Annotated in this window: 21 protein-coding genes and 1 pseudogene; 11 read left to right on the top strand and 11 right to left on the bottom strand. The window is 74.2% G+C overall.

All coding sequences use genetic code 11. The features are described 5' to 3' along the window. Both BI06_RS39055 and BI06_RS39050 read left to right on the top strand, forming a co-directional pair. Positions 1 to 491: SDR family NAD(P)-dependent oxidoreductase (locus BI06_RS39055; RefSeq protein WP_043476117.1), on the top strand; the 491-nt coding region annotated here is incomplete at its 5' end. Positions 492 to 710: 219 nt separating this feature from the next. Next, positions 711 to 1,310 carry a TIGR03086 family metal-binding protein gene (locus BI06_RS39050; protein ID WP_043476114.1) on the top strand — a complete coding sequence of 200 codons (600 nt, stop codon included), beginning with the start codon at positions 711 to 713 and terminating at the stop codon, positions 1,308 to 1,310. A 23-nt stretch (positions 1,311 to 1,333) separates the two neighbouring features. Here BI06_RS39050 and BI06_RS39045 read toward each other — a convergent pair whose 3' ends face one another. Both BI06_RS39045 and BI06_RS51845 read right to left on the bottom strand, forming a co-directional pair. Continuing rightward, the gene (locus BI06_RS39045; RefSeq protein ID WP_043476111.1) at positions 1,334 to 2,521 is read right to left on the bottom strand and encodes a hypothetical protein; all 1,188 of its coding nucleotides are present in this window, start codon (positions 2,519 to 2,521) and stop codon (positions 1,334 to 1,336) included. A 44-nt stretch (positions 2,522 to 2,565) separates the two neighbouring features. Beyond that, positions 2,566 to 2,712 carry a hypothetical protein gene (locus BI06_RS51845; RefSeq protein ID WP_158516519.1) on the bottom strand — a complete coding sequence of 49 codons (147 nt, stop codon included), beginning with the start codon at positions 2,710 to 2,712 and terminating at the stop codon, positions 2,566 to 2,568. Between the two features lie 156 nt (positions 2,713 to 2,868). On the opposite strand from BI06_RS51845, the gene BI06_RS39040 reads away from it, so the two are divergent. After that, positions 2,869 to 3,192, top strand: a complete 324-nt coding sequence (locus BI06_RS39040; protein ID WP_030393972.1) for a hypothetical protein — start codon at positions 2,869 to 2,871, stop codon at positions 3,190 to 3,192. Between the two features lies 1 nt (position 3,193). On the opposite strand, the gene BI06_RS39035 is transcribed toward BI06_RS39040, so the two are convergent. Then, entirely contained in the window at positions 3,194 to 3,661 is a 468-nt protein-coding gene (locus tag BI06_RS39035) for a (2Fe-2S)-binding protein (protein WP_030393971.1), read from the bottom strand. Positions 3,662 to 3,731: 70 nt separating this feature from the next. Continuing rightward, a complete protein-coding gene (locus BI06_RS39030; protein ID WP_233290467.1) occupies positions 3,732 to 6,038 on the bottom strand; it encodes a xanthine dehydrogenase family protein molybdopterin-binding subunit in 2,307 nt (768 codons plus the stop codon). A gap of 482 nt (positions 6,039 to 6,520) precedes the next feature. Here BI06_RS39030 and BI06_RS39025 point away from each other — a divergent pair, with 482 nt between their 5' ends. Continuing rightward, positions 6,521 to 7,867, top strand: coding sequence for an MFS transporter (locus tag BI06_RS39025; protein WP_051742789.1), 1,347 nt, complete (start codon positions 6,521 to 6,523; stop codon positions 7,865 to 7,867). A gap of 49 nt (positions 7,868 to 7,916) precedes the next feature. Here the strand turns inward: BI06_RS39025 and BI06_RS39020 are convergent, their stop codons facing one another. Then, positions 7,917 to 8,567, bottom strand: coding sequence for a hypothetical protein (locus BI06_RS39020; protein ID WP_030393968.1), 651 nt, complete (start codon positions 8,565 to 8,567; stop codon positions 7,917 to 7,919). Positions 8,568 to 8,906: 339 nt separating this feature from the next. On the opposite strand from BI06_RS39020, the gene BI06_RS39015 reads away from it, so the two are divergent. Further along, positions 8,907 to 10,544 carry an alpha/beta hydrolase gene (locus BI06_RS39015; protein WP_043476108.1) on the top strand — a complete coding sequence of 546 codons (1,638 nt, stop codon included), beginning with the start codon at positions 8,907 to 8,909 and terminating at the stop codon, positions 10,542 to 10,544. A 97-nt stretch (positions 10,545 to 10,641) separates the two neighbouring features. Here the strand turns inward: BI06_RS39015 and BI06_RS39010 are convergent, their stop codons facing one another. Further along, the gene (locus BI06_RS39010) at positions 10,642 to 11,412 is read right to left on the bottom strand and encodes a DNA-binding transcriptional regulator (RefSeq protein WP_043476105.1); all 771 of its coding nucleotides are present in this window, start codon (positions 11,410 to 11,412) and stop codon (positions 10,642 to 10,644) included. A 461-nt stretch (positions 11,413 to 11,873) separates the two neighbouring features. Between BI06_RS39010 and BI06_RS51840 the strand changes: the two genes are divergently transcribed. Both BI06_RS51840 and BI06_RS39005 read left to right on the top strand, forming a co-directional pair. Then, a complete protein-coding gene (locus BI06_RS51840) occupies positions 11,874 to 12,026 on the top strand; it encodes a hypothetical protein (protein ID WP_157855237.1) in 153 nt (50 codons plus the stop codon). Positions 12,027 to 12,034: 8 nt separating this feature from the next. Next, positions 12,035 to 13,123: an rRNA adenine N-6-methyltransferase family protein gene (locus tag BI06_RS39005; RefSeq protein WP_043476102.1), complete on the top strand. Its 1,089-nt coding sequence runs from the start codon at positions 12,035 to 12,037 to the stop codon at positions 13,121 to 13,123. 45 nt (positions 13,124 to 13,168) lie between these two features. On the opposite strand, the gene BI06_RS39000 is transcribed toward BI06_RS39005, so the two are convergent. The 4 genes from BI06_RS39000 to BI06_RS38985 form a co-directional block, all read right to left on the bottom strand. Next, on the bottom strand, positions 13,169 to 14,425 hold the full coding sequence (locus BI06_RS39000; RefSeq protein ID WP_051742788.1) for an NAD(P)/FAD-dependent oxidoreductase: 1,257 nt from the start codon (positions 14,423 to 14,425) through the stop codon (positions 13,169 to 13,171). A 129-nt stretch (positions 14,426 to 14,554) separates the two neighbouring features. After that, positions 14,555 to 14,986 (bottom strand): nuclear transport factor 2 family protein, encoded by a 432-nt coding sequence (locus tag BI06_RS38995; protein ID WP_030393963.1) that lies wholly within the window; start codon positions 14,984 to 14,986, stop codon positions 14,555 to 14,557. 5 nt (positions 14,987 to 14,991) lie between these two features. After that, positions 14,992 to 15,795, bottom strand: a complete 804-nt coding sequence (locus BI06_RS38990; protein ID WP_043476098.1) for an MBL fold metallo-hydrolase — start codon at positions 15,793 to 15,795, stop codon at positions 14,992 to 14,994. A 161-nt stretch (positions 15,796 to 15,956) separates the two neighbouring features. After that, the gene (locus BI06_RS38985) at positions 15,957 to 17,273 is read right to left on the bottom strand and encodes an MFS transporter (protein WP_082559002.1); all 1,317 of its coding nucleotides are present in this window, start codon (positions 17,271 to 17,273) and stop codon (positions 15,957 to 15,959) included. A 100-nt stretch (positions 17,274 to 17,373) separates the two neighbouring features. Between BI06_RS38985 and BI06_RS38980 the strand changes: the two genes are divergently transcribed. The 3 genes from BI06_RS38980 to BI06_RS38970 all read left to right on the top strand — a co-directional run bounded on the left by BI06_RS38980 (position 17,374) and on the right by BI06_RS38970 (position 21,161). Beyond that, a complete protein-coding gene (locus BI06_RS38980; RefSeq protein ID WP_030393960.1) occupies positions 17,374 to 18,471 on the top strand; it encodes a DUF5937 family protein in 1,098 nt (365 codons plus the stop codon). A gap of 111 nt (positions 18,472 to 18,582) precedes the next feature. Further along, the gene (locus tag BI06_RS38975; RefSeq protein ID WP_051742787.1) at positions 18,583 to 19,503 is read left to right on the top strand and encodes a PhzF family phenazine biosynthesis protein; all 921 of its coding nucleotides are present in this window, start codon (positions 18,583 to 18,585) and stop codon (positions 19,501 to 19,503) included. Positions 19,504 to 19,658: 155 nt separating this feature from the next. Continuing rightward, positions 19,659 to 21,161 (top strand): ALF repeat-containing protein, encoded by a 1,503-nt coding sequence (locus BI06_RS38970; protein WP_043476095.1) that lies wholly within the window; start codon positions 19,659 to 19,661, stop codon positions 21,159 to 21,161. Positions 21,162 to 21,264: 103 nt separating this feature from the next. On the opposite strand, the gene BI06_RS38965 is transcribed toward BI06_RS38970, so the two are convergent. Then, entirely contained in the window at positions 21,265 to 22,878 is a 1,614-nt protein-coding gene (locus BI06_RS38965) for a PQQ-binding-like beta-propeller repeat protein (protein ID WP_149030622.1), read from the bottom strand. A 466-nt stretch (positions 22,879 to 23,344) separates the two neighbouring features. On the opposite strand from BI06_RS38965, the pseudogene BI06_RS51835 reads away from it, so the two are divergent. Then, positions 23,345 to 24,075: pseudogene (locus BI06_RS51835) on the top strand (aminoglycoside phosphotransferase family protein); the annotation flags it as partial.

Genomic DNA, 24,075 nt, shown 5'->3' with positions numbered 1-24,075 from the left:
GCCTCGACATCCTGGTCAACAACGCCGGGGTGGGCCACGTCGGCCCGATCGAGGAGACCGGCCTCGCCGAGATCGACCGGGTGCTGGAGGTCAACGTCCGGGCGCCGTACCTGTTCGCCCAGGCGGCGGTCGCCCACCTGACCGAGGGAGGGCGGATCGTCACCATCGGCAGCTGCATGGCCAAGCGGGCCGCCTTCGCGGGCGGCAGCCTCTACGCCACCAGCAAGGCCGCGATGATCGGGCTCACCAAGACGCTGGCCCGCGAGCTGGGCCCGCGCGGGATCACCGTCAATGTGATCCACCCCGGCCCGATCGACACCGAGCTGAACCCGGCGGACGGCCCGGGCGCCGACTTCCAGTCCGGCTTCACCGCGGTGGGCGGCTTCGGCCGGCCCTCCGACATCGCCGCCACGGTCGCGCACCTGGCCGGTGCGGAGGGCCGGTACATCACTGGCGCCGAGATCGCCGTGGACGGCGGCTTCGCCGGCTGACCCGGGCCGGACACGCGGGCGGTCGGCCCGCTACGCCGACGGCCGGCCGGACACGCCGACGGCCGGCCCGGGGTGTTGCTCCGGGCCGGTTGTCGGTGCCCGCGTTTACGATCGGCCGGTCCGACCACGTGTGCGGGCGCGCGTCCGACCGGCCGCGCGCCCGCACACGGGTCCCGCGCGAGGGGCCGACACGCGGCCCCGCCGACGGAGAGGTGCGTCATGACCGGAGCGGAAGACCCGATCGAGCTGCTCGCCCGCGCGCTCGCGCAGACCGCCGGGCTGATCGACGGCGTCGGCACCGAACTCGCCGGCCACCCGACCCCCTGCCACTCCTGGGACGTCGGACAGCTGATCAGTCACCTGCTGAACGACCTGCGGCAGTTCACCGTCCGGGCGGAGGGCGGCACGCCCGACTGGTCGGAGCCCTTCGACCGGGTCGAGGACGACTGGCTGCACCGCTTCGAGGCCGACGCGGAGCGCCTGGTGGCCGCCTGGCGCGGGGCGGGCAACCTCGGCGGCGTCATCGAGATCCCCGGCGTCGGGGAACTGCCGGCCCGCTTCCCGGTGGACCAGCAGATCGCCGAGTTCGCCGCACACGGGTGGGACCTCGCCCGGGCCACCGGCCAGTCCACCAGCGGGCTCGACCAGGAGGTCGGGCAGGCGGCGCTGGACTGGGCGCGCGGCGCGCTGCGCCCCGAGTACCGGGGGAGCGAGGAGGAGCAGCACGCCTTCGGCCCGGAGGTCGCGGTCGCCGAGGACGCGCCGGTGTACGACCGGCTCGCCGGGTTCTTCGGCCGCGACCCCGGGGCCGCCGGGTAGCGCGGAGCGGGGCCGGACCGCCCTCAGCCGCGGCTCCAGACGAACGAGATCTCCGGGTGGCGCGGCGAGGGCGCGTTCAGCAGCGGCGAGGGGCGCCCGCGAAGGAACCGGTCGAAGTACACCCGCACATACGTCCGCGCCAGCTCGGTCGCGCGCTCCGGCGCGATGGTGCCGAACAGTTGGGCGTAGACCTCCGGCGGTGCGTGCTCGGCCATGTGCCCAGGACCGGCCGCGTGCGGCAGGTCCGTGAAGCTCAGATGACCGGAGTCGTGCTGCCGCAGGTGCCGCCCCCACCCGCGCTGGTGCTCGCGCCAGCGCCGCCAGGTGTCGTGGTCGTCCAGCGCGGTGAACAGCAGGAACGGCCGGTCCAGGCCCTCGTCCGGCACCGGCGAGCCGAAGAGTCCGCCGTCCAGGTCCAGTCCGGCCGCGAACCGCCGGTCCTGCCGGACCGCCTCGGCGGCCGCCGCGCCGCCCATCGAGTGGCCGAGCACACCGATCCGCGCCGGGTCCGCGCACGGCAGCCCGGGGTGCCGCCGGACGGTTCGGCCGGTGGTCAACTCCGTTGCCACGAAACGGAGGTCGGCGGCCCGGACGCCGACCTCCTTGCGCTCGGCCGCGTCCCAGTCGGCGGGCTCGTCCTCAAGCACGCTGAGCACCACCCGGCCGTCCGGGAACTCGACGGCGGCCGCGTCGTAGGTGTGGTCGAGCGACGCGACCAGGTAGCCGTGCGCGGCCAACTCCTCGGCCAGTGCGGTGCAGTTGCTGCGCCCGCCCTTGCGGCCGTGCCCGAGCAGCAGCAGCGGGAGCGCCCCCGGCACCGGCGGCGCGCCCACCCGCGCGGTCGGGCGCAGCCGGCCGAGCGTGCCCGGGTCGAGGAAGGCGGTCCGGTCCAGCACGGCCGCCACCCGCTCCGTGGCGTACGCCGCGCGCGCCCGTCCGGCGTTCCCGGTCGCGGGGTACCAGAGCTGCACCATCAGCTCGCGCGGTCCCGGCACCGGGGCGAACGGGTCCTGCCGGTTCTCGTCGACCAGTCGCAGTGACACGGTGCCGACGGTCCGCCGTACGGTCGGTCCCGGCAGGTCGATCGGCCCCGGCCCGGTGGGGGGAGCGGGAACGGGGGAGGGAGCGGCACGCGCGGCGGCGACACCCGGCAGGGTCAGCGCCGCACCTCCCACGCCCGCGAAGGTCAGCAGTGAGCGGCGCCGGATCATCCTCAACCACCTTGTTGCATAGGCGACATTGGTGCCGCCTCACCCTAGGCGGCCCGCCCCGCCGCCACCAGATCGGCTCCGACCGAACCCCCGGCGGGGGCCCTCGGTGCGCGCTCGGCGAGTTCCGTCGCGGCCGTGAGCCCGGCGACCCCGCCGCCCAGTACGGCCACCCGTCCGCGGCTGGTCACCATGTCCGTCTCCCCCTCCGCCCACCGACCGGTCCCGATCGGTCCCGACGGGCGATTCGATCATGGCCGGGGCGGGCGCGGCGAACGGGCACCGCGAGCGTGCGGCCGCGCGTACGCTCGGGGGGATCACGACGGTGCGGCGCGGGGGAGGGGTGACGGATGCTCGGCTGGTGGTTCGTGGTGACGGTACCGGCGGCGGGGGACGGCGAGGACGTCGTGCTGGCCAAGTGGGAGACCGGGATCGGCGGGCTGGACTGGATCGCCGGGCTGGCCGCGGCCGGGCGGGCGGAGCAGCTGCGGTTCGACGGCTACCCGCACCGGTACACAGCCCGGGCGGGCGAGGTGCTGCCGCTGCTGGCCGACGGTTCGGTGCCCGACGCCGGGCCCGGGGCGGAGTTCCGGCCGCGCGAGCTGCACCCGGACCGGATCGCCGCCTGTCCGGCGGACGCGCTGCTGACCGTCGACGTCTGGGACCAGTCCTGACTCAGCTGCCGGGCGCGGTCATGGCGGCGGCGCGCTTGATGGCCTCGCGGATCCGGGGGTAGCTGCCGCAGCGGCAGATGTTCTGGATCTGGTCGATGTCGGCGTCCGTGGGCGCGGGATTGCGGCGAAGCAGCGCGACGGCCGTCATGATCTGGCCGGGCTGGCAGAACCCGCACTGGGCGACGTCGCAGTCCAGCCAGGCCTCCTGGACGGGGTGCAGGGTGTCGCCGTCGGCGAGGCCCTCGATGGTGGTGACCCGGCGGTCGGCGCAGTCCTTGACCGCCACGGTGCAGGGCTGGATCTCCTCGCCGTCCAGGTGGCTGGTGCAGGCGCGGCAGACGCCGACACCGCAGCCGTACTTGGGGCCGGTGACGCCGAGCTTGTCGCGCAGTACCCAGAGCAGCGGCATGTCGTCCGGTGCCTCGACGGTGACCGGTCGGCCGTTGAGGACGAAGGTGTGGCTGGGCATCGGAGGCGCGTTCCTCGGGGGTTCGTGGGAGCGGGTCGGAGGTGGTCGGGCGACCAGGGGGCGTGGCGGGTCAGAAGTTGATCGGGAAGGAACGCGGGCTGGTCCCGGTGGCCCGGGCGTAGGCGTTGGCGACGGCGGCGGAGGCCGCCGGGACGCCCAGTTCGCCCGCGCCGCCGGGCGGTCCGCTCGGCGGCAGCAGGTGGATCTCGACCACCGGCGGGGTGTGCCGCTGCCGCGCGTAGTGGAAGTCGCCGAAGCTGCCCTCGCGCACGGCGCCGCGGTCGATGTGGTTGCCGGCCTGGAGGATCACCGAGATCCCGTCGATCAGCGCGCCGGTCAGCTGGGCCTCCAGGCCGGTGGGGTTGATCACCGTGCCGACGTCGGCGGCGATCACGGCCTTGGTGACCCGGGGCTGCTTCGGGTCGGTCGCGTCGATCTCGACCAGGTAGGCGGCGCGCCCGCCGTTCTCGGCGTGGTAGCCGATGCCCTGGGCCTGTCCGGCCGGCATGGCGCGGCCCCAGGAGCCCGCCCGGGCGACCGTGTCGAGCACGGTCCGGCCGGCCGGCTCCCGCAGCCGGGCGCGGCGGAAGGCCACCGGGTCCTGGCCGAGGCGGCGGGCCAGTTCGTCCATCATGATCTCGTCGGCGACCCGGACGGTGCCCGAGTAGACCGAGCGCCAGCTGCCGGTCGGGATCTTCAGCGGCACCTCGGCCAGCAGCTGGGTCGGGATGCCCACGTTGTACGGGTTGCTCTGGCTGAGCAGGAAGAAGGCCTGGGCGAGCGACAGCCCGGCGACCGAGAGCTGGAAGCCGGCGGCGGTGAGCGCCTCGCCGAGTCCGTGGCCGAAGTCGGTCATCACGGTGGCCGCGCGGTGCTCGTAGCTGAGCACCTGGCCGAGCCCGTAGGTGGCGCGGACCCGGTGGTGGCTGGCGGGGCGCATCCGGCCGTGCCGCATGTCGTCGTTGCGGGTCCACATCAGCTTGACCGGCCGGCCCGCGGCGCGGGAGATCCGCGCGGCCTCCAGGGCGGCGTCGTAGAACAGCCGGCGGCCGAAGGACCCGCCGCCGCGCACCACGTGCACCGTCACCGCGTCCTGCGGGAGGCCGAGTTCGGCGGCGAGGGTCTGCTGCGCGACGATCGGGGTCTGCGCGGCGAACCAGAGCTCGGCGCGGTTCGGGCGGACGTCGGCGACCGCCGTCAGCACCTCCATCGGCGCGTGGTTGACGAAGGCGAAGTCGAACTCGCCGTCCACGTACTGGGTGAGCAGCGGCGGGATCAGGAACGGCGCGTGCGCGGCCCGCAGCTTCCCCCGGATGTCGGGATCGGAGAGCGCGGCGACCGGGCCCGGGTTCCAGGTGGTGCGCAGCGCGTCGCGGGCCTTGAGGGCCTGGTCGAAGGTCTCGGCGAGCACGGCGACCCCGGTGGGCACGGTGACCACCGCGAGCACGCCCGGCATGGCGCGGGCGGCGGAGGCGTCGAGCGAGGCCAGGGTGCCGTTGATGGTGGTGGGCCGGGCGACGACGGTCGGCACCGCGCCGGGCACGGCGAGGTCGCCGGCGTACTTGGCGCGGCCGGTGACAATGTCGCGGGCGTCGATCCGGCCGGTGGGGCGGCCGATCACCCGGCGCTGCTCGGGCGGCTTGGGGGTGGCGGGGACGGCGGGCACCACGACGGTGGCGGCCTCGGCGGCGAGTTCGCCGTAGCCGGCCCGGCGGCCGTCGGGGGCGGTCACGGCGGAGTCGGCGGTGCGCAGGGTCTCGGCGGGCAGCGACCAGCGGCGCGCGGCGGCGGTGACCAGCCGGGCCCGGGCGGCGGCGGCCGCGCCGCGCACCGGGTCGTAGAGCGTGCGGACCGAGTTGGAGGCGCCGGTGAGCTGGTTGAACAGCAGATCGGGGCGGCTGTCGGAGAGCGGGACGTCGACATCGCTCAGCCGGGCGTCGAGTTCCTCGGCGACCATCATGGCGACGGTGGTGGTCAGCCCCTGGCCGACCTCCAGGCGGGGCAGGTGGAGGACGGCGCGGCCGGCGGTGGTGATCTCCAGGACGAGCAGGTGCGCGGTGGGCAGACCGGCGACCTGCAGGGCCTGGCCGAGGTCGACGATGTCCGGGATGCCGGGCAGGCCGAGCAGTTGGGAGGGGGCGGCGGGCGGCGCGGCGGCTGCGGGCGCCGCGGGCGCGGCCTCGGCGGCCCGGGCGGTGGCGGGCGCGACGGTGTCGAGTCCGGCCCGGGCGGCGACGGTCAGGGTCGGCGCGGCGAGCAGGTAGGTGAGGAAGCGTCGGCGGCCGGTGTCGGCCTCGGCGGGCAGTTGCTCGGCGGTGGGACGTGGTTCGGCGGCGTCCGGCTGCTCGGCGGTGGGGCCCGGGCCGGTCGGGGGCACGATGGAGATGCTGATGGGAGGAGCCCCTCTCGCCGGGTGACGGCTCCGGACGTGCGGGCCGTGAGGGTCCCGCCCCGGTGCCGGGCGGTGCCGGTCAGTGCTCGCGACGGCGGGCACATTTGGTCGTGTCCACGTTCGCGAACGAGAACGCGGATGAGCATAGGAGGGGCCTACTGGCCGGTCAACACGGGCACTTGGGGCATGGTCGGACAACTGTACGGATCTCGGACGGGGTGGACACGGAGGGCACGTGGCACACCGGGCAGGGCGCGCGGTACCGCCGTACGAGTGATGCGCACTCAGGGGGCGCGTGCGAGCCGGCAGGGGCGGGTGGGGCGCCGTCAGCGCCGGAGCGGAGGCGGCCCGGAGCGCGGGCGTCCGGAAGACGACTTGCCGAAGTGGCCCAGGATCATGATGGTCCACTGGACCTTCCGCGTGGTCCGCCATCGGCGCAGACTGGTGTCCACACCGAAGAACCACTGATGGCCCACCACCCCAGGAGCATCGTGCCGTCCCGCCGCACCCCGCTGTCCGGATCCCAACGAACTCTCGCGACAGCACAGTTGGTGAGCGCGATCGGAGACGGCGCCTACTACACCAGCTCCGCGCTGTACTTCACCCGGATCGTCGGACTCTCGCCGACCCGGCTCGGCCTCGGCCTCGCGGTGGCCTGGGCGATCGGCTCGGTCGCCGGTGTACCGCTCGGCCACCTCGCCGACCGGCGCGGACCCCGGGGCACCGCCGCGACGCTCGCGCTCGTCACGTCGGTGGTGGTCGCCTCGTTCCTCGTGGTCGACGCCTTCCTGCCGTTCCTGGTCGCCGCCTGCCTCTACGCCACCGCCCAGTCCGGACTGAGCGCGGCCCGGCAGGCACTGGTCGGCGGACTCGTCCCCGAGGGCGAGCGGACTGCGGCGCTCGCCCGGCTGCAGGCCACCCTCAACGCCGGGCTCGCGGTGGGCGCCGCGCTCGGCGGCGTCGCGCTCACGGTCGGGACCAGGGCGGCCTTCCTCGCCGCGTTCACGCTGACCGCGCTGGGCTTCCTGGCCACGGGCCTGATCCTGCTGCGGCTGCCGGCGGTGCTCCCGGCCGTCCCGGCGGTCGAGGCCCGACCGGCGAACGGCGCCCCGGGTCGGGGGCGGGGCCGGCGGCGGGGTCGGGGCCGGGACGGCGGCTTCGCGGTGCTGGCGGACCGCCGCTACGCGCTCGTGACGCTGGTCAACACCGTGCTGCTGCTGCGAATGCCCCTGCTCAGCCTGGTGATCCCGCTCTGGATCGCCGACCGCGCCCCGCAGCTCGGCTGGCTCGGCTCGGCGCTCTTCGTCCTCAACACCGTCGGCGTGACCCTCCTCCAGGTCCGCACCGCCCGCGCCGTCACCGGCCTCCCGTCGGCGGCCAGGGCCGTCCGCCAGGCCGGCGCGGTCCTGCTCGCCTCCTGCGCGGTCTTCGCGCTCTCGGCCGCGCCCGTCCCGGTCTGGGCGATGGCGGCCCTGCTGGTCGGCGGCGCGGTGCTCCAGGTGCTCGGCGAGATGAAGCAGTCCGCCGGATCCTGGCAGATCGCCTTCGACCTCGCCCCGGCCGACCGGCTCGGCCAGTACCAGGGCTTCTTCGGCACCGGGGTCGCGGTGGCCCGCACCGCCGGACCGCTGCTGCTGACCACCCTCCTCCTCGACGGCGGCGGCCCGGGCTGGCTGGTCCTCGGCGTCCTCTTCCTCGCCGCCGGCTGCGCCATGGGCCCCGCCGTCCGCCACGCCGAACGCGACCGTTCCACCTGGCTCGCCCCCGCCCCCGCCCCCGCTCCCGCCACCGCGCCGCTCGCTCCCACCGGCTGAGGCCGGTGGGCCGGGTGCGGGCGCGCCCGCACCCGGGTTGCGGAGCCGGTTACAGGTGCGGGAGGACGAAGTCGTACCCGGCCACCGAGTGGGCGTTCCCGGCCGGGCAGACGCCGTTGGTGGGGTAGCCGTAGAAGTAGAGGCCGTAGCACTTGGGACAGAAGCGCCAGTTGCGCTGCGAGCCGGGGGGCTCCGGGATGTCGTGCGGGAGGACGAAGTCGTAGCCGGCCGCCGCGTGGGCGTTGCCGGCGGGACAGCGGCCGTTGTCGGGGTAGCCCCAGAAGAACATGCCGTAGCACTTGGTGCAGAAGCGCCAGTTGTGCTGGGCGGTCGGCGTCTCGGGGATGTCGTGCGGGATGTTGAAGTTGTAGCCGGCCGAGTCGTGGCCCGCGCCCGCCGGGCAGGCGCCGTCGGTGGGGTAGCCGCGGAAGAACAGGCCGAAGCACTTGGTGCAGAACCGCCAGTCGGTCTGACTGGCGAGGATCCTGGCGTCCTCGGCCTTGTCGGTCTCCTTGGCCTCCTTGGCCTTCTCGGTCTCCTTGGTGTCCTTGGCCGCCGCCGGTCCGGCCGTCGCCCCGATCGAGGCCACGGCGCCCAGGCCGGCCACCGCCGTGAGGCCCAGTGCCCGGGTCAGTACCGCGCGGCGGCCCGGCCGGGGGCCGGGTGCGGGATCGTCGTCGTGCGTGGTCGGGAAGCCCATGACTGTCCACCTCTCCGCCGGTGGTGGCCGGCGAATCCTCGGGAACGGCTCGGTCGGGTTTCGCAACGCCGAGTATCGAGTCGGGGCTGTACACGGTCAACGGAGCGCAGGCGCACGACCCGGCGTCCGCCGCTCGCGGCGCGCCCCCGGGTTGCCAGACCATACGGTTAATGATGATCTTCGGCCATCGGCCGCACTGTTTCCCGTCAATCTGGCTCCGATAAAGGATATTGACGGCCAATCGGGCACTCCTCGCAAGAATCTGCGGTCACGCACGTCTTCCGCTGTTGATCGAGGGCTGACAGGCTGTCCGGCGTTCGCAGAACCGGAGGAGGTTTCGTGTCCCGATTCACCGGCACGGTACTGGCGGTCACCAGTGCCCTCGCCCTCGTCGCAGGCTCGGCCGCGGCGGCCGTCGCAGCACCGGCCCCCGGCGCAGCCGCCGAGGCCAAGGTGGCACCGGTCGACTGGAAGCCGTGCAACCCCGACCCGAGCCAGCCGGACCCCAAGATCTACGACTGCGCCGTCTACCAGGTGCCGCTCGACTACGACCACCCCAAGGGCGACACCGTCGGCATCGCGATGATGCGCCGTCGCGCCGGCGACCCCGCGAAGCGGATCGGCTCGCTGTTCCTCAACCCCGGCGGCCCCGGCGGCAGCGGTTACCTGTGGGCGACCACCACCCGCTTCGGCAAGGACGTCCAGGACCGCTTCGACCTGGTCGGCTTCGACCCGCGCGGCGTGGCCCGCAGCAACCCGCTGAAGTGCTTCACCACCGACGAGGAAGCCGCGGGCGTCAACGACCGCATGATCGGCGTCCCGGTGACCAGGGCCGAGATAGCCCAGACCATCGACGCCACCGAGGACTACAGCGACGCCTGCTCGCGCAACGCGGGCCCGCTCATCGAGCACATGTCGACCATCAACGTGGTCCGTGACCTCGACCGGATGCGGCGCGCCGTCGGCGACAGCAAGCTGAACTTCGCCGGCTTCTCCTACGGCACCCTGATCGGCGCCACCTACGCGGGCATGTACCCGGACAAGGTGCGCGCCGTGATCGTCGACGGCAACGTCGACCCCAACCTGCGGATGCACAACGGCGTCGAGTACGACCGCCAGCGCGCCACCGGCTTCGAGGTCGCCCTGAGCGAGTTCCTGAAGCGCTGCCAGACCGCGGGCGCCCCGCGCTGCGCCTTCGGCGAGGGCGACACCCGGGCCAAGTTCGACGCCGTCCGCGACCACCTGCGCACCAACCCGGTCACCCTGCCGGACGGCACCCAGGTCACCCTGTCCAGCTTCACCAGCCAGGTCGCCAACGCCCTCTACGCCCAGAGCCGGCAGGCGCCGCTCGCCAAGTCGCTGCAGGCGCTGCACCAGGTGATCAACGCCCCGGCCGCCGCCGCGCAGAGCCTGGCCGCCGCCGCGACCGCCGCCCCGGCCGTCGACCCGGCCGCGGTCGAGGACGCCAAGGTGCTCGCCAAGACCGTGCCGAACGCCCTGCGCGAGGCGCTGCCGGAGACGCCGTACTCCGCCGACGACTCCTACTACGGCGTCAACTGCCAGGACAAGCCGTACCCGTCGAACCCGTGGACCCTGGCCAACCTGGCCAAGCCGTGGGAGAAGGAGTCGCCGACCTTCGGCCGCTACCAGGCCTTCGACGGCCCGACCTGCGCCTCCTGGCCCGCCCCGGCCCGCGACGCCGAGACCTTCACCGGCCCGTGGAACCGGAAGACCGCCACCCCGGTGATGGTCATCGGCAACCTCTACGACCCGGCCACCAACTACGGCTTCGCGCAGCGCATGCAGCGCCAGCTGGGCAACGCCGTGCTGGTCTCGGTCGACGTGGTCGAGCACTGCGCCGTCGGTCGCAGCAAGGAGCTGAACAAGCTGGTCACCGACTACCTGGTGAACCAGAAGGCCCCGGCCCCCGGCCAGCTCCTGAAGCCCGACGCCGAGGCGTTCCCGCCCGTCGCCTGAGCCACCCCTGAGCCACCCCTGAGAGACACCGAACGGCCCGCCCCCGGAAACAGCCTTCCGGGAGCGGGCCGTTCGGCCGTGCGGCAGTCGTCGTCGATCACGCGGACGGCGGCAGCTCCGGTGTCACGCTGTACCGCTGGAGCACGTCCTCGGCTGTGGATCGGTCCAGCAATCGAAGCTCCCACGGGCCCGTGTTGACGTCGAACTCCTTCCCGAAGCCCACCCACTTGCCGGCCATGTGGCGACCCGTGGGATCGACGAGCAACTGGATCGCGCCGTGGTAGCGGGCGCCCCGGTAATAGCCGGCGTCGGCGGTCTGCTCGGTCCAGGTGCCGGTCACGATGTTGCGGTCGACGGTGAGGTCGAGCGTGAGCGGTGAGTCGGGGTTGGAGGAGGCACCGGGCAGCGAGGTGGCCGTGATCCGGTTCCCGTGGTGTTGGAGCAGCACGTGGTGCAACCCGGAGAAGGTGTTCGCCCGGCTGCTGCTGAAGAACTCGTAGTGGCTCAGCCACACCCCGCTGTAGTCGTCGCCCAAGGGCTCCGGGGCCGGGGCGGGACGCCGGTCGGGCTGGTTCCTTGTCACGTCATGACCTCCGGATCCGTCCTCCGTAACGCGTGCCGGCGGCAGGTTGACGGACTCGAAACCCAGCCGGTCCGCCGACAGCTTGGTCACGGCTTCAAGCGCGCGCAGGTAGACCGGGCGTGGTGTGCGCACATCGCCCGATTCCCAACGCTGGACGAGGCGCTTGCTGGCGTCGTTGGACTCTCCGAGGGCTTGCCCCGCATCGCGGATCCGCTGGGCCATCTCGTCCTGGCTGAGACGTAGGCCGATGCGGACGGCGCGGAACACCGTGTTCGGGGTCGTCATGCGTCCGAAGGTATCCGGTGACGCCCTTGGTACGACACCGAAATGACGCCTTGCATCCGGTCGAAGTGACGTCTTGTCGACGTTACTTCGACAGTGCGTGACGAGCGAGGATCCGATCTGTCCACCGGTGACCGATCGGACCGAAAAACGCGCCCGGTGGAAGCACAGGGGCTCCTGAGTCCCCGCTCCGGCCGCCGAGTCCTGGCGGAAAGCAGCAGCCGAAGCGGGTTCCGCAACACCGAACGACCCAGTACCTACCGGTGGCTGGGGCCGCCACAGCGTGAGGAGACACCCAGTATGGCCGAATTGACGGTCGACCCGAACCGGCCGCCCGGACCGACCGCGCCGGAGCCCGGGGCAGTTCCGGACGTCAGCTAGTTCATCTGAGATCCGGCTCCGCGGAGGGAGCGGAGCCGGCTCTCCCACTCGAAGTCGCATGCCTTACAGGAGGGAACAGCACCATGGCAAAGCACGGCGGAGGATCGGGCAACGACGGCCCTGGCAAGGCCGGCGGGGGCAAGGGCGGCGGACACTCGGGGTCGCCGGACACCGCGCCGCACGACGGTCAGCGGGACGCGCCGCCGAAGAACCTGCCCAAGCCCGAGAAGCCGTAGGGGACATCATGACGTGGGACAAGCTGACCGACGCGCTCCGGGAGTCCGGCGCGCTCTCGGCCGACTGGGAGCAGATTTTCCGATCCACCCCGCGCGACCGCTTCACCCCGGACCGGATCCGGGTCGAGGGGGAGTGGATCGAGCGGACCGAGCACCCTGACCGCTGGGCGGAGGCCGTGACCTCCGACCTGCCGCTCGTGACACAGGTCTACGGAAGGACCACCATCCCGTCGTCCTCCAGCTCTATGCCCACCGTGGTCGCGAAGATGCTCCGGCACCTGGACGCGGCCCCCGGGATGCGGGTCCTGGAGATCGGCACCGGCACCGGGTGGACGGCGGGTCTGCTGACCGGCCGGCTCGGCGCCGAGAACGTGGTCACGATTGAAGCGGACCCCGGGCTCGCGATCGACGCCCGAGCGCAGCTCGCCACCATGGGGGGTACGCCCACGGTGCTGGCGGCGGACGGGATGCTCGGCCACTCCGCCGGGGCGCCGTACGACCGCGTCCACCTCACGGCGGCCGTGCAGAGGCTGCCCGCGACGCTGATCGAACAGACGAAGCCCGGCGGCGTGATTCTCGTGCCCTACGGGACGGCCTTCTGCAACGGAGCGCTGGCACGGCTGACCGTCGCGGACGACGGCAAGTCGGCCTCCGGGCCGTTCGTGGAGGACGTCGCCTTCATGTGGGTGCGCGACCAGCAGCCCGACAGCGGCGAGTTCGACATCGACGACGTCCGCTACGGTCCGTCGGAGATCGACCCCGCAGACGTCGCGGACTCCACCGACGCCGCGTTCGCGATCGGGCTCCGCATGCCGGACCTGTTCCGCCACAGTGTGGCGGCACCCTACGACCGCTTCGGCACCGGTCGGTTCGAGGTCTGGGACGGCACGTCCTACGCGCACTGCCGGCTCGCGGACTGGGACGGGATGCATGCCGTCTCCCAGTCCGGCCCGCGCGACTTGTGGGCCGAGGTGACGGCCGCGTACCGGTGGTGGCAGCGTCAGGGCAGGCCGAGCCTGCACCGGTTCGGGCTGACCGTCTCGACGGTCGGTGAGCACCGTGCCTGGTTGGACGACCCGGACAACGTGATCGGGTAGTCCCCGGGCCCCGGTCGGACTGTGCCGACCGGGGCCCGCGCCGGATCAGACGTCGCCGAGCGGCACCTCGGGGTCTGCCAGGCGGGCCGGGTCCACCGTCCGGCCGGAACGGATCAGGGTGCGGATCGGGTCGGTGACGTCCCAGATGTTGACGTTCATGCCGGCCAGGACCTTGCCCTCGCTCAGCCAGAAGGCGATGAACTCCCGAGTCGCCACGTCGCCGCGGAACACCACGCGGTCGTAGCCGCCGGGCTCCACCCAGCCGACGTACTCCATGCCGAGGTCGTACTGGTCCGAGAAGAAATAGGGGACACGGTCGTACACCGCGTCCTCGCCGAGCATCGCGCGGGCCGCCGTCTGGGGCTGGTTGACGGCGTTGGCCCAGTGCTCGACGCGGATGTGGCGCCCCAGCAGCGGGTGGTAGGCGTTGGCGACGTCGCCCGCCGCGTGGATGTCCGGGTCCGAGGTGCGCAGGTGCTCGTCGGTCTTGATCCCGTTGTCGACGACCAGCCCGGCCGCCTCGGCGAGTTCGGTGTCCGGGGCGATGCCGACGCCGACCACCACCGCGTCCGCCGCTACCGTGCTGCCGTCCGCGAGCCGGACGCCAGTGACTTGGCCGTCCTCGCCGGTCAGTTCGGCGACCTTCACCTCGAACCGCAGGTCCACGCCGTGGTCGCGGTGCAGGTCGGCGAAGACCTGGGCCACCTCGCGGCCCAGCACCCGCAGCAGTGGCAGCTCGGCCGCCTCCAGTACGGTCACCTCCGCGCCCGCCGCCCGGGCCGCGGCTGCCGTCTCCAGGCCGATCCAGCCCGCGCCGATCACCGCGATCCGCGCGCCGGGGCGGAACGCCTTGCGGATCAGGTCGCTGTCCTCCACCCGGCGCAGGTAGTGCACCCCGGCGAGGTCGGCTCCCGGCACCGGCAGGCGGCGCGGCACCGAACCGGTGGTCAGCAGAAGTTTGGAGTACTCCACCCGCCCGTCGGCGGCCAGAGCCACCGTGTGCGCGGCGGGGTCGATCGACACCACCCGGGTGCCGAGCCGCAGTGTCACGTCGTGCTCGGCGTACCACTCCGGCGGGTGGACGTAGATCTTCTCCCGGGAGCTCTTGCCCAGCAGGTAGCCCTTGGAGAGCGGCGGGCGCTCGTACGGGCGCTCGTGCTCCGCGCCGATCAGCACGATGCCGCCGGTGTACCCGGCCTCGCGCAGCGCCTGCGCCGCCTTCGCGCCGCCGAGGGAGGCGCCGACGATCACGATGGGACGCTGCCGCCCGGCGCCGTCGGTACCCGTACTGTCCGTGGCCATGCTGAACTCCTCGCTCTGCGGCGGAAACCACGGACAGCCTGCCGCCGGCCGGCGGGCCTGTCGAGACGGCGTCCGGCGCGCCGCCCCGGCTCCCCCGAACGGGTGACAGGAGCCGGGTGCGGGGAGGGCTCAGGGCGTCGTCGCGTCCCGGACCAGGGCGGTGTCCGTGAACTGCTCGAACCGCACGATCCGCCCGCCGCGCACCGTGAAGTGGTGCGCCACCCGCACGTTCAGCGGCCGCCGGGTGGCCCGGTGCACCGCCGTGTAGCGGGCCAGCACCACCACCTCCTCGCCGTCCACCACGTACCGGTCGTCGTGCGCCGTCCAGTCCTCCCACTCGGCGGCCAGCCGGTCCATCACCCCGCCCGTGACGCCCTTCGGCGTCCGGTAGGTGCCGGCCAGCGGGAAGCCCGCCATCTCCGTCCACTCCACGTCCTCGGCGAGCGTCGCCCGCAGCGCGGCCAGGTCGCCCCGCGCCGAGGCCAGGTACTGGCGGCGGACCACGTCCGCCGGGGCGTCCGACTCGGCGAACGCGGCCGCGGCCCTCGGAATCTCGATCATCGCGCTCAGCCCCAGACCAGTTCGCCCTTGGCGACCTTCGTCCCGAGGTCGACCGCCAGCGGCATGCCCAGCCCGGGGAACCGCTGCTCCAGCGCCTCCCGCGCCGAGGCCGCGTCCGGTGCCCGGCCGACCTCCGTCTCGAAGCCCCGCAGGTAGTCGCGGGTGTGGTCGATCGAGGAGGTGTCGGTGGGCGCGTCGGCCGTCCGGTGCCCGGCCACCACGAACTCCGGCTCCAGCGCCGCCATGCCGTCCAGCAGGTCGATCCAGGCCGAGCGCTGCTCCGGCGTCGGGGTGTCGGCCGTCCACACGTGCAGGCCCTGGAACAGCAGCACCCCGCCGAACAGCGCGCGGTGGTGGTGCTGCCAGAGGTAGTGCCGGTCCGGCAGGTGGAAGTCGGCGCCGCGCAGTTCGAAGCGGTGGCCCTCGAAGACCAGCTCGTCGCCGGGCAGCACCTCCGGGAGGACCAGCCGGGTCGGCAGCTCGGGCCCGAGGTGCGCCCAGGCGCGGAGCTTGGCCTCGAAGGTCTCCCCGATGTGCTCGACGGTCGACGCGGTGGCCAGGAACCGGGCCTCCGGGAAGGCGTCCCGCACCTCCTGGGCGCCGAAGTAGAAGTCCGGGTCGCCGTGGCTGACGAAGACCGTGGTCAGCCGCTTGCCGGAGGCCCGGATCCGCTCCACCAGCCGGCGGCCGTCGGACCGGGTGAACCCGGCGTCCACCAGCAGCGCGTCCTGGGGGCCGGTGACCAGCACGGAGGTCTTGTTGAGCGAGCTGTCCGGGCTGTCGATGACCTCGAAGTCGAGGGCGCTCATGAAGGTGTCCTTCCTCGCGGCCGGGCGGGTCGTGCCGCGTGCCGGGTGTCCGTGCCTGGCGTGCCGGGGAGGGTACGCCTCGCGTGCGGGGGCGCGCACGCTTCGCCGCCCAGCATCGGTGACCCGGCGCCCGCCCGCACCCCGGGACGGCGGCCTGCGGTTCACCCGCGCGGGCGCAGCCGGGCCACGGCGACCGAGGAGAGCAGGGTGGCACCGGCCAGCACGGGCCAGAGCGCGCCGGGACCGACGGCCAGCAGCGCGGTCAGCGCCGCCGGGGCCAGGGCGCGGCCGACGCCCATCGACAGCTCCCAGCGCGCCAGCGCCCGGCCCAGCAGGTGCGGCGGGGCGGTCGCGGCCACCAGCGCCGTCCCCGAGCCGGAGTAGAGGATCTCGCCGAACGTGTAGAGCACCGACACCGCCGCCACCGCGCCCGCCGCGGCCGTGCCGCCGAGGCCGCCGGCCGCCCAGAAGCCGAGGTAGGAGAGGGTGAGCGCGATCCCGCCGGCGGCCAGCACGGTGTGCCGGGACCGCTCGCCGAGCCGGAGCACCACGGCCAGCTGGAGGGCGATCACCAGCACGGTGTTGCCGACGAAGATGCCGGAGGACCAGGCGGCGGAGGCGTGCAGGTGCAGCACCAGCAGGGCCGGCAGGGCCACCTCCAGGACGTCGAAGGTGAAGGCGAAGGGGAGGTTGGCGACGCTGAGCAGGGTGATCCGGCGCAGCGCGGGGTCGGCGGCGGGACCACGGGCGGGGGCGGCGGTCGCCGAGGACGTCTCGGGCTGCGGTGCCTCCGCCGCTGGTGCGGACACCCGCAGCGAGTGCACCAGCCCCGCCGCCAGCAGGCAGGCCGCCGCCGTGACCCCGGCGAGCAACTGGAGCGTCCCCGTACCGCCGGCCACCGCGAGCGTCGCCAGCAGCGCGCCCGCGCCCAGTCCGGCGTTGCGCAGGGTCCGGCCGGCCGCCAGGGCGGCGTCCCTGGTGCGGCCCTCGGTGAGGGTCGACACCACGGCCGCGTGGGTGGCGGGCCAGGACTGGCTGCCCACACCGAGCAGCACCGCCGCCGCCGTGAACCCGGCCACCCCGTCCGCCAGCAGCAGCGTCACCGACCCGGCGGCCCGGACCAGCAGCGTCGCCGCGGCGGGCAGGCTGCGCGCGCCGAGGTCGATCCACCGGCCGGTCAGCGGGAGCACCAGCAGCCCCGCGACCATGCCGGCGGACATCGCGAGGCCCGCCGCCCCGGGGTCCAGGGCGAGGACGCCGATGCCGTAGAGGAGCAGGAACGGCCGCAGCAGTCCGGTGCCGAGGGCGTCCACCAGCAGGGCGGCGGCGTAGCGGGGCCCGCCGGCGGCGGTCAGCAGGCCGAGCAGCGCGGCCGGTCCGCTCCGGGGCCGTTCGACGGCGGCACCAGTGACGGCGGTAGTGGGGGAAGGAGTGGGGGAAGGAGTGGGGGCAGGCTTCGGGCTCTGGATCAGGCTCATGGCCGGTACCGTCCGTCCGCACCCGGCCCGCACGCACGTCGATTGACGAGTCCCGTCAATCGACGCCGGACCGGGCCGCCGCAGGTGACAGGATCGGGACGTGAGCCTGACCATCGACATCACCGGCCTGTCCGACGAGCGGCTGCTCTTCACGCCCTCGCCGCTGGCCGAACTCAGCGCCATGCTGCACGTGCTCGCCGAACCGGCGCACCACCCCGACCTGCACGGCTGGGCGGCGAGCACCACCGCCACCGTGCCGCCCGCGCTCGCCGAGCGACTGACCGAGGCGGAGTTCCTCTGGCGCTCCTCGCGCGCCGACTTCCTCGTCCCCGGCATCCCCGGCGCCACCCTCGCCGAGGAGCTCGACGCCGTCGACCGGATCGACGACGAGCAGTACGTCCGGGCCGCGCTCGTGACGGCCTGCGGCGTCTCCCGGCTGGCGCACCGGACCGCCTCGCCGCTCACCGACCCGGAGGCGCAGGAACGGGCCCGGGAGCTGGCGCTCGCCCGCGGCCCCCGGCAGGCGGACTTCGCCGACCGGCTGCTCACCGACCCGCCCGCCGTCCGGTCCCTGGTCCGGCGGCTGCTGGAGGACTGCGCGGACGCCTTCTTCGCCGACGCCTGGCGCCGGGTGCTGCCCGAACTGGCCGCCGACGCCCGCCGCAAGACGGACCTGCTGGTGCGGCACGGCGCGGTCGAGGCGCTGGCCGCCGTCTCCTCCTCGATCGTGCTGGAGGACGCGGGAGAGGGACGGCGCCGGATCGTCGTCGACAAGCTCCAGGACAACACCACCAGCGCGACCGGCGCGGGCGGCGCCACGTTCATCCCGACCGCGTTCGGCCGGCCGCACCTGCTGGTGGTGTCCGCGGCCGGCTGGCGCCCGGTGGTGCAGTACCCCGTGGCCGAGCCGGGCGTGCCCGAACCGGTCTCGCTCGCGGTGGTCCAGCAGCGGCTGGAGGCGCTCGCCCACCCCGTCCGGCTGCGGCTCGCCCGCACCATCGCGCGGGGCCCGCACACCACCGGCGAGCTGGCGGCCGCCTGGCAGCTGAGCGCGCCCGAGGTGTCCCGGCACCTGGCGGTGCTGCGCCGGGCCGGGCTGCTGACCACCCATCGGCGCGGGCGCTACATGCTGTACCAGCTGGACCTGGCGGGCAGCGCGCGGCTGGGCACCGACCTGCTGGAGGCGGTGCTGCGGTGACGGTGCTGCGGTGACGGGGGCCGGTGGTGACGGTGCTGCGGTGACGGGGCCGCTGGTGACGGTGCTGTACGGACGGGGAACACCGGCCGGGCCGAGCGCGTTCGTGCGGGCATGACCACTGACGCCACTCCCGCCACTCCCGCCGCTGACGCCGCTCCCGACGCTCCCGACGCTCCCGAGATCCTCCGCTACGCCGCCTTCGCCACCGACCCGGCCGGCGGCAACCCGGCGGGCGTGGTGCTGGACGCCACCGGCCTGAGCGCCGACCGGATGCTGGCGATCGCGGCCGAGGTCGGCTACTCCGAGACGGCGTTCCTGGTCCCCGGCCCGGTTGCCGGCGAGTACGGCGTCCGCTACTTCAGCCCGCTGACCGAGGTGCCGTTCTGTGGCCACGCGACCGTCGCCTCCGCCGTGGCCCTCGCCGAGCGGACCGGCCCCGGCCGCTACCTCTACCGCACCGTCGCGGGCGAGGTGCCGGTCGAGGTGACGGAGGACGCGGACGGCGGCCTGCGGGCCACCCTCACCAGCGTCGAACCCCGGGTGGAGGAGACCGACGCGGCGGACGTCGAGGAGGCGCTCGCCCTGCTCGGCTGGGCCGCCGAGGACCTCGATCCTGCGCTGCCGCCCCGGGTCGCCTACGCGGGCGCCCGCCACCTCGTGCTCGCCGCCGGGACCCGGGACCGGTTGGCCCGGCTCGACTACGACTTCGACGGGCTTGCGGCTTTCATGACGGCTCGGGATCTCGTCACCCTCCAGCTGGTGTGGCGGGCCGCCCCCGACGTCTTCCACGTCCGCGACCCGTTCCCGGTCGGCGGCGTGGTGGAGGACCCGGCCACCGGGGCCGCGGCCGCCGCCTTCGGCGCCTACCTCCGCGACCTCGATCCGGCCGCCGCCCCGGCCGTGCTCACCCTCCACCAGGGCGAGGACCTGGGCCGCCCGGGCACTCTCCACGTCGATCTGGGCAGCGCGGCCCCGCGGGTCCGGGTCTCCGGCGCGGGGGTTGCCATCGGCCAGGAGGAGCCTGCTTCCTGAGTGTTGAGGGAGGGTCAGGCGAGGGCGGGCGGGTGGCTTCGCGGGGCCGCGATGCCGAGTGCTCGTGAGCCGTAAATATGGTGGTGTGAAGATCGGTTTGAAGGCCCTATGCTTCGTGCGTTCACGATGTCTTCGCACGAAGCAAGGTCTGCCGGATGAAGCTGCCCAAGGTGTCCGCCGTCGTCGCGGCCGCCGTCCTCGCCCCCGCCGTCCTCTTCCCCTCCTCGGCCTCGGCCGCCGACGCGCCCCGGCCCACCGGGGCCTCCGGACCTGACACCGGTTCCGCCGGCACCCCCGACGCCGCGCCGGCCGGCACGGGCCAGGAGGACCTGGACCGGGCCGAGGTCCGCCGGATCCTCGCCGACAAGGCCAGCGGCGTCTCCGTGCGCGAGGCCGCCGAGAAGGCGCTGGCCGCCGGGACCGCCGCCGCGCTGCGGGAGTTCCTGACCACGGGGCTCCAGAACGCCCGGTACACCGATCACCGGGTGGAGGCCACCCAGATCCTCGCCGTCGGCGGCCCGGCGGTGAAGAAGGCCGCCGAGACCGCGCTGCGTGGCTCGTACGAGGACCTGCTCGCGTTCCTCAAGGACGGCCAGCACACGGCCCGGGCGCAGGACGACCGGGTGGAGATCGAGCGGCTGATCGCCGACCTGCCGACCTGGTCGAAGGTGCGGGAGGAGGGCACCAAGGTGCTGGCCGTCGGGACTCCCGCCGCGCTGCGGAAGTTCCTGGCGGTGGATCTCCAGGGCTTCCGGCACACCGACTACCGGGTCAGGACCGTTCAGATCTTCAGCGGCGGCGGCCCGGCCGTTCGCGAGGCCGCGATGGTCGCGCTGGACGGCTCCTACGAGGAGATCGCAGCGTTCGTCGAGAAGGGCCAGTACACGGCCCGCGCCGAGGACGACCGGGCGGAGATCGAGCGGCTGCTCACCGACCCGGCCACCGGCCGGGGTGTCCGGGAGGCGGGGCAGAAGGCGCTGGACACCGGCACGCCGACCGCGCTGCGCCACTTCTTCGAGGCCGAGCTCCCCGTCCAGCGTGAGCACGACGCCCGGGTGGCGCTCAGCCAGATCATGGCCAAGGGCGGTCCCGAGGTGCGCGCTGCCGCGAACACCGCGATGGACGGCTCCTACGCGGACGTGGTCAAGTTCCTCCAGGAGGGCCAGTACACGGCCCGTGCCAAGGACAACCGGGCGCAGGTCGCGCAGATCGCCGAGACCGGCGGACCGGCCGTCAAGAAGGCCGCGCTCGCCGCGCTGGACGGCAACGAGCAGGCCGTGGCGACCTTCCTGATCGAGGGCTGGGCCAAGGCGCGGGCCGAGGACGAGGCCGCCGCTGCCAAGCCGGGCACCGGGCCGACGGCCCGGCCGACCGAGCAGCCGACCACCGCCCCGGCCGTTCCGGCGGCCGAGACCGCCGCCACCGGCGGCCAGGCCGTCCAGGCTGCCGCCCGCACCACCTCGGGCACGGGCACCGGCACCACCGCAGGCACCCGGACGACCACCGGCACCACCGGCAGCGCGACCGCCGGCTCCGGCCAGCTCGCGGCCACCGGCACCGAGGGCCTCGGCCTGGAGGCCGGCGGCGCCGCCGCTGCGCTCGCCGCCGGTGCTGCGCTGGTCGTGGTGTCCCGTCGCCGTCGCTCCGCCGAGGGCTGAGCGCCCAGCAGCACCCGACCCTGACCTCCTGACCCCCGGCTGCCTGCACGGCGGCCGGGGGTCAGGAGGTCGGTCGCCCGGTGGGGCGGGCTCGCGGCCGGGTTCAGCCCGCCGAGAGGAAGAAGGTGTCCCCCGACAGGGCGGCGTACTCGTTGACGTTGTCGGGAGCCGTGCCCGGATTGAACTCGCGGTCCTGTCCCGTCCGGGCGTCCAGCACCACGCTGCCGTTCTGGGTGCGGCCGTAGACCGCACCGTGCCAGACGGCCGTGACCACTGGCGCCACCCGCGCTCCGGCACCGGCCGACCTCCCGATCCGCCACAGGACGGTGACCCCGGCCGCGTCGATGCCGAGCAGCTCTCCACCGTCCGTACCACTGGCCGAGCACACGGTGGTGGCACGGCCGTCGAACCGGCAACTGCTCGTGTCCAAGGTGTACTTCTCGGTCAGCGTCGGCAGGGGCACGCTCTCCCCGGTCCCGGTGGACAGCAGGGTGGGCCCCCGTTCCCCGTCGGCGAGGATCTTGTCGGAGGCGAACACGGACAGCCTCGTCCGGACCTCGCCGGTCCGAGCCGTCCAGCGGACCGCGCCGTCGGCCGCCGAGAATGCCCTGACCTCCAGGGGTGTGTCGTGGAAGTAGGTGTCCCACTCCCCGGTCGTGGAGGAGACCCCGACGACGGTGTCGCCCTGGAGCAGTCGGACCTCGTAGTTCTCCGCCTTCCAGGAGACCGTGCCGGTGGCCAGGTCGATCGCGTAGCTGGCGGGAGGGCCGGTCAGACCGGCGGTGACCACGAGGGCCCGGCCAGCGGCGATGCCCGCGACGACAGGTACCTGGTTGCCGATGGTGCCGTCGTCGATGGTGACCCGGCGGGCTTCCTTGTGGGTGTCGAGGTCGAGGATGTCGACCTCGACACCGTAGTGGTCGGACACGGTGCCCTGGCCGGTGACGGTCCGGGGGAAGGCGGCCACCGCGTATCGCTTCCCGCCCGAGGTGCCCACGGCCGGGCGCGCGAGTTCGGCGTACCCGGACAGCCAGTTCGACAACCCCTTCAACGACCCCTTGGGCAGCTTCCCGCCGGAGGTCATCTCGGCCGTCTGCTCGCCGTCACGGACATCGTGGGAGACCAGGCTCTCCACACCCTCCACGGAGACCACGTCGAGGCCGTCCAGCACGAGGGGCCGGAGACCGGGGTCTGCGCTGCCTGCGACGACTTGGGTGAATCTCAGCGGCGGGTCGGCCCGGACCGGTTCGGGCCTCGGCGGCCTGGACGGCCAGGATGCCGACGGACCGGTGGTGGCCGACGGATTGCCGCCCGAGCCGCCACCGGTGGTTGCGGCGGCAGCACCGGAGGCCCGGTCGGACGTGCCGGGAGCCGCGCTCGTCGCGGCGGCCTTCGGGTCCGGAGAGTCGTCGGTGAGGAGCCTGGTACCTCCGTAGCCGGCCGCCACCACGAGGACCAGGACCAGGAGCAGGAGCAGGACGGTGCGGGGGTCACCCCGGCGGATGTTCTGGATCAGCTGGTCGCCCAGCGCCAGGTTTCCCGTGTTGCGGGACCTGCCGTCGATGATGATGCCGTCCCGGCCGATCCGCGGCGGCTCCGCGGGCGGCGGCGGGGCGGTCGGCAGCGGCGGGACCGGTGCCGCGGGAGCCGGGACCGGCACGAGCGCCGTCAGCTGGACGGCGAACTGCGGCTCGGTGGACAGCACCTGTATCAGCACCCGGCAGAGTTCCGCCTGTGCGGCCGGTTCCTGTGGACCGGAGTCGAAGGCCGCCACAGCGGCTCGGCCGTCCGGCTCCGACGAGAGCCGCCGCCGGACGGCCTCCCCCGCAGCCTCCGCCACGGCCCGGCCGGTGGTTCCCACGATCCCCGAAGCCACGTCGGTCATGAGCCCGACAACAGTCGAGGCAAGATCTGACTCGCTCAAAGTGCCCCCCCAGCACAGTCGTTGACACTCAAGCGTGGCAGCAGAAGCTGCCCGCGTCCGCCTTCCGGTGGACCACTGCGACCGAATCGTGACCCCCGTCGCCGCCCGGTCACCCGGCGGACCTCGGGCGGCCACCGTGGACCGCGAACCGGAAGACGGGCGTCAGGAGCTCGGCCGGGTGCCGACCCGCCCCGCTGGCCGCCGTCGGCCGTGGAAATAACGGGTGGCGCCGATCGTCGAGGCGCGAGAACCTGCGCAGGTGGATCAGGAAACAGGTCGGACGGCTACCGTCCATCTCACCCATGACGGCGACCACCTGGGGCAGCTCGGCCCGTTCGAACTGGCGGACCCGTGGTGGTCCTCGGTCGGGGAGCTGGCCGGGCGGGCCTCGGCGGAGGCCGGAGTGGCGGTGGCCGTGGTCCGGCTGGTCGGGGTGACGGGCGGTGAGGGCGGCCGAGGTGGTCACACGGTGTACCACGCCGAGGCGCTGGAGCGGCCGGTGGACCGGGCCCCGGGCCCGGTGGGGCCGGAGCTGGACGCACTGCTGGGCCCGGCCGAGCGGCGGGCCGGGTGGGCCACGCCCGCCGGGCTGTGGGCCGCCCTCGGCTGGGCGGAGCGGGTGTCGGCCGCCGCCGGACGGCCGGTCACCGGGCCCGTCGAGCAGGTGCGGACGTGGAACCTGTCCGGGATCTTCCGGCTGCCCACGGCCGCCGGGCCGGTCTGGCTGAAGGTGATCAACCCGGCCTTCAACGCCGTTGAGGCGGAGGCGATCGCGCTGTTCGCCGCCGCCGCGCCGGAGCTGGTGCCGACGGTGCTCGCCGCCGACCCGGCGCACGGGCGGGTGCTGCTCGACGACGTGCCGGGGCGGGACTGCTGGGGCCCCTCGGTCGAGGAGGTGGCGCTCGCCGTGCCGGGGCTGGTCGCCGCCCAGGCGGCACTGGCCGCGGGCGGGCGGGCCGCCTCGGCCGGACTGCCCGACCGCACCCCGGG

It is taken from the genome of Kitasatospora sp. MBT66 (assembly GCF_000710405.2).
Lineage (GTDB): Bacteria > Actinomycetota > Actinomycetes > Streptomycetales > Streptomycetaceae > Kitasatospora > Kitasatospora purpeofusca.
This window is presented reverse-complemented; position numbering and strand designations above follow the sequence as displayed.